We start from the raw sequence: 14,860 nt of genomic DNA, 5'->3' as shown, positions 1-14,860 counted from the left end.
TTTGGAATGTGGAGTAAATTTTCGAGCGCAAGGAGGACTAAACAAACCTTGGCTTTAATTAGAAAAGGACCGCGGCGCCTGTCCCCGTGGTCCACTTACTTTAACCATTTCGCTGTCAATGTCTCTGCATGTAACATCTCTTCTGGTGTACCTTCAAATATAATTTTTCCGCCTTGTTTTCCCCCTCCTGGACCCAGTTCTATTACCCAGTCGCTTGCCGCGATAAAGTCTAGATTGTGCTCGATTATGATAACGGAATTACCTTTGTTTACAAGATGTTGAAAGACGTCTAAGAGCTTGCCATTATCTTTTGTGTGCAGGCCTAAGGATGGCTCGTCTAACAGGTAGATTTGTCCTTCTTTTTGCAGGTGGCTTGCAAGTTTCAGGCGTTGGATTTCTCCTCCGCTTAGAGAACTTGTCGTCTGTCCTAAGGTTAAATATCCTAATCCTACATCTTTTAACGTATTCAATCTCTTTATAATTTTTTGTATTTTAAAATCGCTGATAGCCTCGTCTATTGTTAAATCTAGAATCTCTACTATATTTTTATCTCGATATCGATAGGAAAGTGCTTCTTTTGAATATCTCGTACCGCCACATGCTTCACATGGAATTGTCACTGGATCTGCAAATGCCACGTCGGGTGCTATGACTCCTTTTCCTTTGCAGACAGGACATGCTCCTGAAGAGTTAAAGCTGAATAATCCTGCTGGTTGTCCTGTTTCTTTTGAAAATATGGTGCGAATATCATCCATTATCCCCATATATGTAGCTAGTGTCGAACGGGTAGAGATTCCTATGCTGCCCTGCTCCACCATGATGGTTTCAGGATAATTTTCTGTGAATGAACCCGACATTAAGGAACTTTTGCCTGAACCAGATACCCCACATATAGAGACCAGGACATTTTCAGGGATATTTACATTTATATTTTTCAAGTTATTGTTACTTGCTCTTTTTATTGAAAAATAACTTTTTATATCTCTTGGATTCTTGTTTATTTTTAGCTTGTGGTTTAGGGTTGTTGCGGCTTTAGAGTTTCTCAGTCCTTCTAGTTTGCCTTGATAGATAACTTCCCCTCCACTTATACCTGCTCCTGGTCCCATCTCGATTATTTCATCCGCTTCTTTTATTACGGATAGATCGTGTTCAATTACGATGACGGTATTGTGCTGGTCTTTTATACTTTTCAGCATCTGTATTAACATATCCACTTCTTCTGGATGGAGTCCTGCACTGGGTTCGTCGAAAATATATGTGATATTGTTTAAACTGCTCCCTAAATGACGGGCGATTTTTACCCGTTGAGCTTCGCCGCCAGATAAGGTGCCCATTTTTCTTGACAGGCTCAAATACCCTAATCCCATATCAACCAATTGTTTGATATGCGGGATTGCCTGCAGTGCTATATATTCTCCCAACGGATCTTTTAATTTCTCTAGTTCTTCTAGCAGTTCTGTAAGCTCTAATTGATCGTACTCTGCAATATTTAAGCCTTTTATCCTACATTCCAATACCTTTGGGTTTAAGCCTGAGCCTTGGCAGGTTGGGCATAGTGAATGTGTTGATACTGCCAACACGTCATCTTGAGTTACTCCTCTTAGCTTTGAAATATCTCTATTGATATAAAGGCGTGTAAATCTAGGCAATAAGCCATCCCAATCATGTTTTTGAGGTCCATTCTTTGTGTGAAACGGTGCATTGACTTTCTCACCTTCTCGTGGACCATATAATAGCAGTTGGCGTTTTTCTTCTGGGTAGTCCTTTATTGGTATATCCGGATTGAATAATCCGCACGTCATCATCCAGTTACCTTGCCAGCCTGAGGGCGATAATGGCTTAAACCTCACTGCATACTCTCGAAGTGACTTATCCAAATCGACCATCTTATTTGGGTCTGGCGTAATGACCTCCCCAAATCCACTGCATTGTGGGCACCTTCCAAAGGAACTTTGACTCAAAAAATCGCTGGCAGCTCCGATTGATGGTTTTCCTATCCTTGAAAATAAAAGCCTGATTAATGGATTGATATCCATATAGGTGCCAACGGTTGAACGGGAATTGCCTCCGATAGGTCTCTGTTCAACTACGACAACCGGGCTTAAGTTCTGCATAAGATCGGCCTGGGGTCTTTCGTATCTTGGCATTTGGTATCTGACATAGTGAGGATAGTTCAAAATCATCTGTCTTCTGCTCTCTGTCGCTAATGTATCAAAAACAACGGAGCTTTTTCCTGAGCCTGAAAGACCTGTAAATACGATGATTTTTTCTTTTGGTATGTTTAAGTCTATATTTTTTAAATTATTTTCTTTAAGCCCTCTTAAAATAATCTCATCCTTTATTTCGGACATTTTTCCATCCTTTCTTATTTTATCTGCTATATTTCCTTTCAGTTCGCTACAAGTCTAGCCAGCGCTTTATTATTTATACCTGCTTTGTTATTAGATCACTTACTCTATTCCTGTATCAAATAGTTATAATAACTTTCCCCTGCGAATGGCCCTTTTCAAAATATTGGAATGCCTCTGTTACCTCACTTAAAGAATAGCTTCTATCAATAACCGGCTTTACTTTGCCTTGTTCAATAAGCTCTTTCATCACTAATAAATCTTTTTGATTCGCTTTTTGCAGAAAGGTGGTAAATTTCTTTTTTCCAATCATGGAAAACCAAGATCCGAGAATCATCGTTTGGTACATTTGAATTTCTGTACCACCAACATGAACAAATAATCCATTCTCTTTTAGCTTTCTTTTATACGCCGAAATGGATTGATCTCCATTCACTCCGATAATCAAATCATAAACCATATCATGATTGGCCAAGTCTTCCTTTTTATAATCCATTACATGGTCAGCACCAAGGGACCTTGCGATGTCGACGTTTCTGGTACTCACCACCGCTGTCACTTTTGCGGCATATGCCTTCGCAATTTGAACGGCAAAAGTTCCCACACCACCTGAGGCACCATGGATCAGTACTTCCTGTCCAGGCTTTATCTTAGCTATGTCCCTTATAGCTTGTAATGCCGTGGTAGCTGCCATGGGTACAGCTGCCGCTTCCGCAAATGATAGATTACTAGGCTTTAAAGCCACATCTTTTTCATCAACAACCACATACTCCGCAAAAGCACCCCATCCACAGCTGGATAAATCTCCATACACCTCATCACCGACCTGAAATTGGGTAACTCCCGCACCGATAGCCTCCACCACTCCAGCCATGTCCCCGCCAGGAATAGGATATTTCGGTTTTCGAAGACCAAATACTAATCGGGCCAGCAGCGGTTTCCCAGTCAATAAAACAAGATTACCAAAGTTAACCGATGAGGCATGAACTCTTACTAATACTTGACTTTGCTTAGGTGCAGGAGCAGCTACCTCACTGAGTTTCAGGGTATCAGGTGTTCCATATTTTTCAGAGATTATCGCTTTCATCTCCGTCCTCCTTTTAGCTTTTTTTATCATTGTAGTTGGAACATGTTGATGCTGCATTGACTTAAGTTAAGTTGGGTATGCATCATTCATTCTAATTACTGTCTGTGGAGTTATACCAAGATAGCTGGGCGATTGGTGCTGAGGTACACGTTTGAGGAAATCTGGTTGAGTTTGGATGTTCGTTTTATAACCACTTTATTTAATAATAGATTTATTTAAATCAATTATACATTAGAATAAATTTTAATGGAACATTATCCAAATCTAAAATAAGAAGGCAGTGCATTCTCACTTATATAATCATAACTTTTTATTATACCCGGGTGATATCGGTATTCTATATGAGGTAAATGGATTATAATGAGAAGTTGAAGTAGTATCATGATGTTGTAAAGGTGGATACATATTATGGCTAATACATTCTTAACAAAAGTCGAACCATATATTCTAAGCGACGATAAATTTCTACGTGATTTTGCGCTGAAAACACTTGATAATTGTCAACTGGGAACAGAGCAATCTTTTTTCTACGCCTTACAAGCATTGGACAAGCTGGTACCCCATCCAATGATTAATCGAATTATTCCTTATACAAAGCACATGCCTGTCACAGAAAATGTGCTTTGTATAAGGAATAATTAGACGCCTAAATAAAAAAGATGATAACTCTTTTTGGTATTCAACCATTATTGCACGGTGTGACACCGATCTAATTGCAAAGTATCAGCATCAACTTTCTCCATTCGTCAATAAAGAGGCTTTAGAAACAATTGTAAGCTTACATTCGATGGATACGGAACAGTTATTTGAGGAAATCGCTGGTATCATGAATTCACTGGAAAATGGTGCGTTTAATCAGCACCTTTTCAAATTCGGCAAAAGAATTTTTAAAGAATTGATCAAACGAGGAGAATTCGACGGACCGAATTTTTGGGAGATTGAAGCAGCTATAAAGGAAGAGATAGACGAGGAATTCTTTTCCTTTAATGGCATTTATCATGTTTACCTTGCTGGTGAACAAAAAGTTACTTCCTTGATACCGCAACTTACAGAGTTACTTACACGGGTGGAAGAGGACTTTTTGCTGGAAGAGGTTATGGATGCCCTAATTAAGATTGGCACACCTGAAGTAATTCCAGCAGTGGAGAAATATGTTACAAATGATGATTCGTCTATGTTCGCAATTAATGTGCTGGAAAATATCAAACACCCTGCCGCTGAAGAAATGCTGCTGCATCACTTAGAACAAACAACCGATAAAAGTTCGAAAACACTGATTGGTGAAGCATTATGTCGCCAACTACCAACAAAAGCTATCCCAAAGGTGGCAGCACTTATTGAGGAAGGCTACGATGAGAAATTGCTTGATTTAAAAGAACCTTTATACGGGAATTGTGTCATTAATGGCGTTGATCACCCAAATCATAGGAATGGAAAAAAGAACTATTGGAAAAAGATGCTTATTGGGATGAACAACAGAAGGAAAGAGCCCGACGAGACGCGAAACGCTTGGGTATAGGCCGTAATGACCCTTGCCCTTGTGACAGTGGGAAGAAATTTAAGAAGTGCTGTGGAAAGTGATTGACATTGAAATAGATGAATGCTTTTGGTAGCTGCCCAGCCTTTCTTTTCAAAATAAATAAAGCTTGGGTTATTAGAACAGTTCAACTGAAAAGATGAAAATATATCGGATGAAGATATATACGAAGCAACTATAAACCTTGCCACTCATTAATTGAAGGATACATTAAAAAGATATTAAAGACGCTGTGGCTGGGTCGCTCATGCAAAAGCCGAAAACCTTATGGTATTCGGCTTTTCCATCTTTTTTGTCCTGAGATTAACTGGCCAGTAGAAACCCACAATGGGTTTACTTTATTACTGTCGGGGATCGCCCAATAGTAATTTTTCCAGGTCCAATGGTTGAACATATTCCCCATCTTTATAAACTCTCATATTCCCACCAGAAATTTCATCAATTAAGATAATCTGATTACCGGCATTTCTACCAAATTCCAACTTTATATCGTACAGTTCCATACCCTTTTTTTCCAACTCATCTTTCACAACATGGGAAATCTCTTTCGTAAGATTCTTTAGAATGGAATACTCTTCTTTTTCTAAAATTCCAAGCATATGCAATGCATCACGGCTGATTGGTGGATCCTGCCGTTCGTCATCTTTTAACGTTACTTCAACAAATGCATCCAGTGGTTGGCCCTCTTCTGTGTATTTACCATATCTTCTCAAGAAGCTACCTACCGCACGGAAACGGCAAATTACTTCTAAGCCTTGGCCAAATACTGTTGCCGGCGCCACTTTCATTTCTTGTTTCTCTATATCTGCATCAATAAAATGTGTTGGTATATTTTGCTCTTTTAACTTCTCAAAGAAAAACTGAGTCAGTTTTAATCCAGCTTTCCCTGCACCTTCAATAGAAAGCCCAACTGTATTTGCACCTGGATCAAATACACCATCTTCACCGGTGACATCATCCTTAAATTTTAATAAATAGTTTCCATCTTCTAATTCATATACATTTTTTGTTTTACCAGAATATAAAAGTTTCATTTCATGCACCTCTTTTGAAGAATTTATTAGAAAATCTCGTTACCGCATTATTTCACCGTATGAGTTAAATCTTATACTTGTATACAAGGAATGCTATCCATTCTAGTAGGTTTGCCATTATTATCGGTGACAGCGTGAAAAAGAATTAATTCCTACCCTCTCTTAATTTTACCAAGTTATACCAGCTTACTCCAGCATGTTTTGATTCAGACATGCCATGGCTAATAAATCCAAATTTTTCATAAAAAGAAACTAGTTCTTGTTTACATGTTAAAGTGATTCCTTCTCTTTCATTTTCTTCTACAAGTTCTTCCATTTTCTCAATTAAAAGCTTTGCAATCCCTTGATTTCTAGCCTTTCGGGACACCGCTAACCCTAAAATACTTTGATATCCTCCTCTTTTCGGATTCTCTTTGATTCCTTCAAAAAGATCATCCGTTATATAAGGTTGATCAATAATAGGACCATTAATATAACCAAGTATTTCCCCTTCCTTTTTAGCCACAATAAAGGTATCAGCTATCAACTGAATCCTCTCCGCCATTGCTTCTTTTGTCGCAGCTTCTTCTATTGAAAAGGCTTCATTCTCAATAATTAACAGCTTTTCTAAATCTTTAGCTTGAACATTTCTTAAAGAAATCATCTTGTCTATAATCCCTTTCCTGACTGTATTGACCTAAAAACATTGGTAGGAATAATCACTGGGGGGCTATCCATTTTTTCCAACTATGGAGGGCGAAACCTGTTCCGCCAATCATTTATTTTACTTTTTTATCTTTTCCTGTTTCTGCTATATTCATTGTTTCTTGTATATATGCAGCCGATTTATGTAATAGCTCCATTTCCTGTTCATCTAACTCTATTTCCAATTGCTGTTCCACACCGTTTTTACCAATGAGGCAAGGCATGCTTAAAGCGACATCCCCTTCATAACCGTACTGCCCATTTAATGTGGTACAGACTGGATACACACTTCGTTCATCCAATATAATAGCCTTTGCCAGCGTAATTGCTGCCTGGGCGATTGCAGCGTTCGTCCAACCTTTACTTGTAATAACATCATAGGCTGTATCGACAACTTTTTGACCGAATACCTCTCGATCGAGCGGTTCTTTCCCCTCAAAATAACTATCCAATTCCTTTTCCCCGAACCCTTGAACATTTAATCGGCTAAAAACAGGGAACGCAGTCATTCCATGTTCACCCATCATATAACCCGTGACGCTTTTGGGATCGATATTGTAGTTGGATGCGATCGCATGACGCAAACGGGCGGAGTCAAGCATCGTTCCTGTTCCGAATATCCGACCTTGCGGATAATCGAATTCATTTTCTGCAATATATACCATTGTATCCAATGGGTTCGTAATTAAAATGACAATAGCATCTTTCGTATACGTTGTAATACCTGCCATGACTTCACGAATGACTTCTGCATTTTCTCCGGCAAGTAAAGCCCTGTCTGGTTTTGCATCTTTATCCGTGATAATCACACTCGGTCCAGCAGCAATAATAATGACATCCGCATCTTCTACATTTTCATAATCACCAGCAAATACATGGGTATTTGTCATATAAGGAAGAGCCGTTGCGTGGGCTTGATCAAGGGCTTCCCCAAACGCAACATCTTTATCCTTATCAATCACAACTATTTCAGAAAAAAGCCCAGTCTTCATCGCATCGGCAAGTACATAAGAACCAACATGCCCGACACCTACGATAGCAAGTTTATTATTTTTCATCATTATCCTCCTTCTATCCAATCACTTTTAAAATAAGTTATGTAAATTCTACTATATTATTGTAACTGTTTTTAGATAAATGTCTATTTTCGCTGAAAAAGCTAAATAGTGCTAGATTAATTTTCATTTATTATATGAGATTCAATTACTTGAAAATTTTAATATATTGACCTATTGTAACATCTCATATTAAAATAATAGTTTAGTAGAGTCCAGAATAGTTTTGAAAAGAGGAAGAAGATGTCACAAGTCAAAAAGATGGAAGAATTAAACAGCCAAGAAAAAATAACTATATTTAACATTCCGATTGGTTGGTTTTTAGTTATCCTTTCGATTACGTTATTTGCAATGTATACTGGGAATTTGCCTGCAGGAATGGTTGGAGCTATCCTTCTTATGATGGTTCTAGGTGAGTTTTTCGGCTGGGTTGGAGATAAAACTCCAATTTTAAGAAGTTACCTTGGTGGTGGGGCAATTTTATCTATTTTCGGCTCTGCTTTCATGATACATATGAACATTATGCCCAAGGAAACAGCAGGAATGATTACCGACTTCATGCAAACGGGGGGATTTTTAAATTTTTACATAGCAGGATTAATAACTGGCAGCATTCTTGGAATCGATTCAAAAATTTTGGTAAAAGCAGGCAGTCGATTTGCCATACCTTTGCTCGCATCTGTAACAACTGCAATCACACTCGGAGGACTGGCCGGGTTTATTTTTGGAGATGGATTTATCAAAACCATCCTAGTTATTGTGCTTCCAATTATGGGTGGGGGCATGGGCATAGGTGGAGTACCATTGTCACAATTGTACTCGGACGTTCTGGGCAACGATCCTAGTTATTATATTTCTCTTTTAGTTCCAGCCATTGCTATAGGTAATTTATTTGCCATTGTGATCGCAAGCATCTTAAATGCCATAGGAAAAAAGCATCCACATTTAACCGGTAATGGCGTAATGATGCCAGGACTTCATGTTGAAAGCAAAGAACCTACATATAACATTAGTCAAATGGGCGTTGGGTTGATTTCCGGGCTGCTCATTTTGGTCATCAGTCAAATGCTAGGAGAATTCATTCCTCTCCATCCCTTTGCATTGATGATTATCTTGTTAGCAATTCTGAAAATATCCGGTATTCTTCCCAAAATGATTGTGGACGGAGCAAGTGCATGGTATCAATTCGTTGTAAAGAATTGGACATTTGCGCTATTAGTCGGGATTGGAATTACGTTTACCGACCTTAATGTCATCATTCATGCGCTTACCCTCAAATACGTTATCATCGTAGGAACTGTCGTCATAGGTGCGACTCTAGGTGCGGGATTTATCGGGAAATTAGTCGGCTTTTATCCCATTGAAGCAGCGATTACCACAGGGTTGGGCATGGCTAACATGGGAGGAACTGGAGACGTCTCTGTTTTAGCAGCAGCCAAAAGAATGGAGTTAATGCCATTTTGTCAAATTTCATCCACATTGGGCGCTGCGCTGATCTTATTTCTTGCCGGTATCTTTGTGAACTTACTTTAATGGAATAGAGAATCTTTTTTGCAGGCAGAGATTTGCACGGATTTATGGGGATCCATGTTAGATGAAAAAAATGCAGTATATCTTGCCTGCAAAATTGCTAGTTCTAATTTCTACGTGATTTTAATGCTAAATTATTAGAATAGAAATCTAGATTACTCCCATCCGATTCTTACCCGCAGCATTTCTTATATTTTTTTCCGCTGCCACATGGACAGGGATCATTCCTGCCAATTTTTTGTTCATTGACGACTGGAGTTTGCACTTTCGCTTCAGACTCAGCGTCCGTATATTCCATTTCATATCGCTCTGGAAGTTTTGCTAACTTTTTGCAGTACCGTTTTTCATTATATTTTTCTTTATTTTTCGTAACATCAAAGATTTCTTCAACCAGCACAGAGGCGATCATCTCCTTCGATTCATCCTCCGTATAACCAAGATCCATTAATCTTTTTAAGGTCTTTTTTGTACATTTTGGGTCGTTATCACGTAATTGATTATCTAACACCTCCATCAGTGTAGCTCTTAACCTATAGTTGACCACTGCTATCTCTCCTTTAATTTCCTAATAAAATACCAATGTTCATATATCGGTTTATTCTTCTTCTATTTTACTCTTATGTGTTGCTTTACTAAAAATAAGGTGGTACTGAAATGGATAGGATAAATACCCATTAGCCAAAATCAAAGGTATATATCTTTGATCTACAGTAAATATTTCGGACTTTCTTAAAAATCCAGTTCCACATTGTGCTATTTATCCTTATTCTAAATAAACTGTACCACAAGGTCAATGGGTCAGCCCCCCAGTATGGTATCGCTTTAACGTGGTAGGAGACTGACCCTCTATTCCGTTCACTTCAATTATTGCACTCGCATTTCTTAGATCTTCTAATACAGATATATAGACCGTTTCTTCACCCCGCGAACCCATGAAACACGATTTCATATTCTAATACCCATAGTGAAACAGGATAAACGCACAGCTGGCTGAAGTGGTCATTCCTGTGGGATATTTTCATTGTTGTAATTTATAGCAACAAATTTATCCCGCCTAACGCTGCTAGTCCAAGGACGAGCCTCCCGAAAACCTTCTTTGGTATCAGCGGCAGGATTTTAATACCAATAAATACACCAGCAATAATTGCCGGAACCATCCAGAGGTTAAAAGTCAATGAAGCCTGATTTATCAATCCCAATTGCAGGTAAAATGGAAACTTGATCAAATTCACGTACAGAAAAAACCATGCAGCCGTACCGATAAAATCCTCCTTTGATAGACCTTTCACTAATAGATAAATGGTCATCACGGCACCAGCAGCATTTCCTACGATGGTCGTGAATCCGCCTAGAATCCCCATTAATGCAACAAACCAGAGAGATGTGGGCAAAAGTTGATTGAACCTTTTCCCGAATTTCTGCCGTGTTAGCTGAAGCACAATCATGGTCAGCACAATGATGCCAATGAGGGGTTTCAACTGCTCACTGCTCACCTGTGAAAGTACAAAATAGCCTGCTATAATTCCAATCAACACCCAGGGAATAAGGCTGATGAGATGTTTCCAAACGACATTTCTCCGATAATAAGTCACTGCAAAAATGTCCCCAACCAACAACATAGGCAGCAGAATACCAACAGATTCTTTTGCTGGAAAAATGAATGTTAACACTGTAACAACGAGAATAACCATATTTGGCAGTCCCGTTTTTGAAAAACCTATGAAATAGCACAAAGGATGACAATAAGCCATTCCATAATTGATAGTTCAAACATATGTATACTCCCATTCTAAATCTTTTTAGAATTAGCTTATCACATGTAGTGGATGTTTTGACTCCACATGCTTTAAATCCTCAAGGCTAGTTATTTTCTTTTTCTATTTGTGATAAGGTTAGCTGCAAGTTGGTTCGTCCGTCTTTTATTAAGTGGATAAAAAATTGCTAAGACTAAAAATCCTACTAAAAACAATACCCCTGGCACCAAGGTGGCAAGTGAATAAATGCCATCAAGTACATCTCGTGACTGTGTTCCCTTCGTTGCATCGTATCCCACGGCCGTTATTGCCAACCCAGCCAGCCCACCGGCAAGTGCTTGACCGATTTTTCGCGAAAAGGAATAGATCGAATAAACGGTCCCGTCTTCCCTCATTCCAGTGATATACTCATGATAATCCGCAACATCCGTGACAAATGCCCAAGTGATGATGTTGAATAAGTTCATTCCCAACATAGCTACTGCGGTTAACATTACAAACAAGGTTACAGAGACATCCGGTAACATATATAAAAGTAAATAGGCAACAGATGCGATAAGTAGTCCCGCCGAACCTATCTCTTTTTTTCCAAACCTCACAACTGCAGGGGTAATCATTGGCATCGCAATAAATACGGTAGCCGTTTGAATAAATCCAACAACACTTAATGCAATCGTGTTGCCAAAGTAATTCTTAAACAAATAAATATTTACAACGCCAATCATCAACATTGTCGCCATAGAAATGAGTGAGACAACTAACAACCACAAGAGAGACTTGTTTTTCATAAGCGCGCTGGCAGTTCGTTTTAAATCACCTGTTTTCTTTTCCATCTTAGGTACCATAATACGCTCCGTTGATAACCTGACACACATTTGAATCAACGCAAGAGACAAGAATCCAAATATAATTGCTGTTAACAAAAAGCGGTCCGCACTTGCTATATTATTTTCAAATAAAATGAGTGGTCCACCGACACTTATAATTAAAGCGGCCATCGAAGAACCCATCGTTCTCCATGTGGATAGTGACGTACGCTCTACTGGATTATTCGTAATGACGGATGCCATGGAACCATAAGGAATATTCACGGTAGAATATAAAGTGCCCCATAGAATATACATAACAACTGACCATCCAACATAGAAGCCATCCGGCATTCCGGGAATTTTTACAAACATGAGGACACCTGCAATGACAAGCGGAAATGACATGCGGAATATCCACGGGATGAATTTGCTTTTGTTTCTATTTCTCCTTGAGTCAAGAAAACGTCCCCATAGTACATCAACACAGGCATTCCAAATATTTATAACCAAAAATAATATACCAACCATTGCGGCACTAATATGTAAGATATCCGTGTAATAAATCATTAAGTAGGTATTTACCAGCATAAAAAATAAACTGCTCCCAAAATCTCCAAATAAATAACCTAATTTATCCCTGATACCAAAAGGCTGCACTGAACCTAACGTATTATTTTCGTAATCAGGTTTTATTTCTTCATGAGCCTGACCCATCATTTTATTTCCCCCTATTTCCCAGTACATCAGCGTGTATTGCAGATTTTCATAACGTCCCATTATATGAAATATTCCGTCATAACGGAGTATAGGTCTATCTTAATAAGAGCCTATAATATGTTGACCTTTCCATCTATTTACAAATTTTTCCTTTGCTATAAAATAACTTGGCTTACTTTAATTATAATAGGTGGTTCCAATTAAAGCTCGCATTATTTTGATTTAACTAGTACATATATGCCTTCGTTTTTATTTTTGAGGCCAATGGGACAGTCTCCCAGTTCGCTTGGAAACCGGTTTGTGAAGATAGAAATTTACTTAATCCTGTAATTTACGGTAAACTGAATTCACAGTATTATTAAATACGATTGAGTATAAAACCATATTCCTATTTACGGTTACGAGTAAAACAATGGGAGGGAATAACATGACAAACAGCAATCAAAAGGAGTTGTCAGTCGAACAACGTGAAGAATTACTGGGAGCATTGAAAGCCCGTTTCGAGGAAAATATGAACCGTCATGAAGGGCTTGAATGGGCTAATATCATGGCAAAACTCGATGCTAATCCTGAAAAAATGTGGTCGCTTAACGAAATGGAGAGAACTGGCGGTGAGCCAGATGTTGTTGGTTATGATAAAGAGAACGACGAATACATATTTGATGATTGTTCACCGGAAAGTCCCAAAGGCCGCAGAAGTGTTTGTTATGACCGGGAAGGGCTGGAGTCCAGGAAAAAACATAAACCAGAAAACAATGCGATTGATATGGCAACTGATATGGGTATTGAGCTTTTAACGGAAGAAAAGTATCGCGCATTGCAGGAGCTTGGTAACTTCGATATGAAAACATCGACCTGGGTGCAAACACCTTCTGATATTAGAGAACGTGGCGGAGCCCTTTTTTTGTGATTATCGCTATGGTCATGTCTTCTTGTATCATAATGGTGCGTCCTCCTACTATGGTTCCAGAGGATTCCGTGGCTCGCTAAGGGTGTAAAACTACTAAAGGAGAAAACATTTTTAGATATGTCTAATATGCTTTCTCCTTTTAATTATTGAAAAGATGTGAAAAGGTGTCTGTCCCCCAGTTCCCTACGCTTTAACGTGGTAGGGGATTGACCCTTTATTCCTAATTTAGATATGATCGATTCCTCGGTTTATTTATGAGAGGTTTTAATTTTAAAAAAAAATCGAGTATACTATAAATAGGACATCATACAATAATAAAAACCGCCTGGTGCTGGAACACCAAACGGTTAAGTGGTGCAAAGCCCTTCAAAGGGGCGGCTCACAATAAGGATCAAAATAACCACTCCTATTTGTTCGCAAGGCTAAGGGTGGTTAATTTTGATTAAATGATAGAATTGACATTCATCTTTGCTCATTGAGCCCCTTGCCGCTCAGGTGCAGTATAGTTAAAGAAGTTTATTGTCATACAAATTAAGAAAGCAAAATATTTATAGCCTATTTTTGGGGGAGTGGATGAATATTATAAAAGCTGTTGTGTTTGACTTAGATGGAACTTTGTTAAACCGGGATGTGTCAGTAAAAGCTTTTATTGAAAAGCAATACCACCGACTAAATAAATGGTTAAATCATATTCCAAAGGATAAATACATAACAAGATTTGTTGAACTTGATAATAGGGGTTATGTTTGGAAGGATAAAGTGTACCAGCAATTAGTGGATGATTTTGACATTACAGGTTTGACTTGGGATGAATTACTCCAAGACTATATCAGTCAATTTAAAGATAGTTGTGTTTCTTTCCCTAACCTCATTAGTATGTTAGAAGAATTAAATAATAATAATATAATTCTGGGGATAATTACGAATGGAAAAGGGCAGTTCCAAATGGATAATATTAGGGCTTTAGGTATAGAAAAATACTTTAAAACAATTCTTATATCTGAATGGGAAGGAACGAAAAAACCTGAACCACAGATATTCCTAAAAGCTTTAAATAAACTAAATGTTTTACCATCTGAAAGTATATTTGTTGGTGATCATCCAGAAAAAGATATAAAGGCTGCTCAAAATGTTGGTATGAAAGGTGTATGGAAAAGAGATTATCAATGGGATAACGTGAAAGCAGATTATATAGTGGAAGATTTGAAGGAAGTACCTTTAATTGTAGATAAATTAAGCCATCTTAATATAAAATATTATTAAGTTTAACTGGTGCTTTAACGACAGAAGGGTTTGTCATTTTATCTACTTCTTGATTGTTATGCTAAGCTGATGAACAAGTATAAAAAACGGTTGAGGGTATTAGTTTATCAAAAATGGTGCCAGTCCTCCACC

General features: G+C 38.3%; 13 protein-coding genes and 1 pseudogene. 6 read left to right on the top strand and 8 right to left on the bottom strand.

Annotation, left to right across the window (positions count from 1 at the left end):
- Positions 1-95 precede the first annotated feature (95 nt).
- Complete coding sequence (locus A4245_RS00475; protein WP_067724597.1) at positions 96-2,351, bottom strand: ATP-binding cassette domain-containing protein; 2,256 nt, start codon at positions 2,349-2,351, stop codon at positions 96-98.
- 115 nt (positions 2,352-2,466) lie between these two features.
- The gene (locus A4245_RS00470; RefSeq protein WP_067724595.1) at positions 2,467-3,435 is read right to left on the bottom strand and encodes an NAD(P)-dependent alcohol dehydrogenase; all 969 of its coding nucleotides are present in this window, start codon (positions 3,433-3,435) and stop codon (positions 2,467-2,469) included.
- A 408-nt stretch (positions 3,436-3,843) separates the two neighbouring features.
- On the opposite strand from A4245_RS00470, the gene A4245_RS00465 reads away from it, so the two are divergent.
- The 3 genes from A4245_RS00465 (at position 3,844) to A4245_RS20885 (ending at position 5,016) form a co-directional block, all read left to right on the top strand.
- A complete protein-coding gene (locus tag A4245_RS00465; RefSeq protein WP_067724593.1) occupies positions 3,844-4,077 on the top strand; it encodes a hypothetical protein in 234 nt (77 codons plus the stop codon).
- 145 nt (positions 4,078-4,222) lie between these two features.
- Positions 4,223-4,954 carry a HEAT repeat domain-containing protein gene (locus tag A4245_RS20490; protein ID WP_067724591.1) on the top strand — a complete coding sequence of 244 codons (732 nt, stop codon included), beginning with the start codon at positions 4,223-4,225 and terminating at the stop codon, positions 4,952-4,954.
- On the top strand, positions 4,945-5,016 hold the full coding sequence (locus A4245_RS20885) for an SEC-C metal-binding domain-containing protein (RefSeq protein ID WP_407668342.1): 72 nt from the start codon (positions 4,945-4,947) through the stop codon (positions 5,014-5,016). Before A4245_RS20490 ends, A4245_RS20885 begins: the two co-directional genes overlap by 10 nt.
- 297 nt (positions 5,017-5,313) lie before the next feature.
- Here A4245_RS20885 and A4245_RS00455 read toward each other — a convergent pair whose 3' ends face one another.
- The 3 genes from A4245_RS00455 to A4245_RS00445 all read right to left on the bottom strand — a co-directional run bounded on the left by A4245_RS00455 (position 5,314) and on the right by A4245_RS00445 (position 7,748).
- Positions 5,314-6,006: a phosphoribosylaminoimidazolesuccinocarboxamide synthase gene (locus tag A4245_RS00455; RefSeq protein ID WP_067724589.1), complete on the bottom strand. Its 693-nt coding sequence runs from the start codon at positions 6,004-6,006 to the stop codon at positions 5,314-5,316.
- 145 nt (positions 6,007-6,151) lie between these two features.
- Positions 6,152-6,649: a GNAT family N-acetyltransferase gene (locus tag A4245_RS00450; protein ID WP_067724587.1), complete on the bottom strand. Its 498-nt coding sequence runs from the start codon at positions 6,647-6,649 to the stop codon at positions 6,152-6,154.
- Between the two features lie 115 nt (positions 6,650-6,764).
- A complete protein-coding gene (locus tag A4245_RS00445; RefSeq protein WP_067724585.1) occupies positions 6,765-7,748 on the bottom strand; it encodes an L-lactate dehydrogenase in 984 nt (327 codons plus the stop codon).
- Between the two features lie 240 nt (positions 7,749-7,988).
- Here A4245_RS00445 and A4245_RS00440 point away from each other — a divergent pair, with 240 nt between their 5' ends.
- Complete coding sequence (locus tag A4245_RS00440) at positions 7,989-9,278, top strand: 2-hydroxycarboxylate transporter family protein (RefSeq protein ID WP_067724583.1); 1,290 nt, start codon at positions 7,989-7,991, stop codon at positions 9,276-9,278.
- Between the two features lie 169 nt (positions 9,279-9,447).
- On the opposite strand, the gene A4245_RS20880 is transcribed toward A4245_RS00440, so the two are convergent.
- From A4245_RS20880 to A4245_RS00425, 3 genes are all read right to left on the bottom strand, one after another.
- Positions 9,448-9,819, bottom strand: a complete 372-nt coding sequence (locus A4245_RS20880; protein WP_407668339.1) for an SEC-C metal-binding domain-containing protein — start codon at positions 9,817-9,819, stop codon at positions 9,448-9,450.
- A 487-nt stretch (positions 9,820-10,306) separates the two neighbouring features.
- Positions 10,307-10,966, bottom strand: a complete 660-nt coding sequence (locus A4245_RS00430) for a sulfite exporter TauE/SafE family protein (RefSeq protein ID WP_234402314.1) — start codon at positions 10,964-10,966, stop codon at positions 10,307-10,309.
- Between the two features lie 173 nt (positions 10,967-11,139).
- Positions 11,140-12,555, bottom strand: coding sequence for an MFS transporter (locus tag A4245_RS00425; RefSeq protein ID WP_324609829.1), 1,416 nt, complete (start codon positions 12,553-12,555; stop codon positions 11,140-11,142).
- 427 nt (positions 12,556-12,982) lie between these two features.
- Between A4245_RS00425 and A4245_RS00420 the strand changes: the two are divergent.
- Positions 12,983-13,553, top strand: a pseudogene (locus A4245_RS00420) (DUF4256 domain-containing protein).
- 491 nt (positions 13,554-14,044) lie between these two features.
- Complete coding sequence (locus A4245_RS00415; RefSeq protein WP_067724966.1) at positions 14,045-14,728, top strand: HAD family hydrolase; 684 nt, start codon at positions 14,045-14,047, stop codon at positions 14,726-14,728.
- Positions 14,729-14,860 lie beyond the last annotated feature (132 nt).

The organism is Oceanobacillus damuensis, assembly GCF_001618145.1.
GTDB lineage: Bacteria > Bacillota > Bacilli > Bacillales > Amphibacillaceae > Oceanobacillus > Oceanobacillus damuensis.
Note: the sequence above shows the minus strand (reverse complement) of the source record. Positions and strands in the feature narration are given on the sequence as shown.

Coding starts and splice junctions, on each gene's coding strand:
- A4245_RS00430 (WP_234402314.1), bottom strand. CDS start 10,966: ATGGTTATTCTCGTTGTTACAGTGTTAACATTCATTTTTCCAGCAAAA.
- A4245_RS00440 (WP_067724583.1), top strand. CDS start 7,989: ATGTCACAAGTCAAAAAGATGGAAGAATTAAACAGCCAAGAAAAAATA.
- A4245_RS20490 (WP_067724591.1), top strand. CDS start 4,223: ATGGATACGGAACAGTTATTTGAGGAAATCGCTGGTATCATGAATTCA.
- A4245_RS00445 (WP_067724585.1), bottom strand. CDS start 7,748: ATGAAAAATAATAAACTTGCTATCGTAGGTGTCGGGCATGTTGGTTCT.
- A4245_RS00465 (WP_067724593.1), top strand. CDS start 3,844: ATGGCTAATACATTCTTAACAAAAGTCGAACCATATATTCTAAGCGAC.
- A4245_RS00425 (WP_324609829.1), bottom strand. CDS start 12,555: ATGATGGGTCAGGCTCATGAAGAAATAAAACCTGATTACGAAAATAAT.
- A4245_RS00455 (WP_067724589.1), bottom strand. CDS start 6,006: ATGAAACTTTTATATTCTGGTAAAACAAAAAATGTATATGAATTAGAA.
- A4245_RS00475 (WP_067724597.1), bottom strand. CDS start 2,351: ATGTCCGAAATAAAGGATGAGATTATTTTAAGAGGGCTTAAAGAAAAT.
- A4245_RS00450 (WP_067724587.1), bottom strand. CDS start 6,649: ATGATTTCTTTAAGAAATGTTCAAGCTAAAGATTTAGAAAAGCTGTTA.
- A4245_RS00470 (WP_067724595.1), bottom strand. CDS start 3,435: ATGAAAGCGATAATCTCTGAAAAATATGGAACACCTGATACCCTGAAA.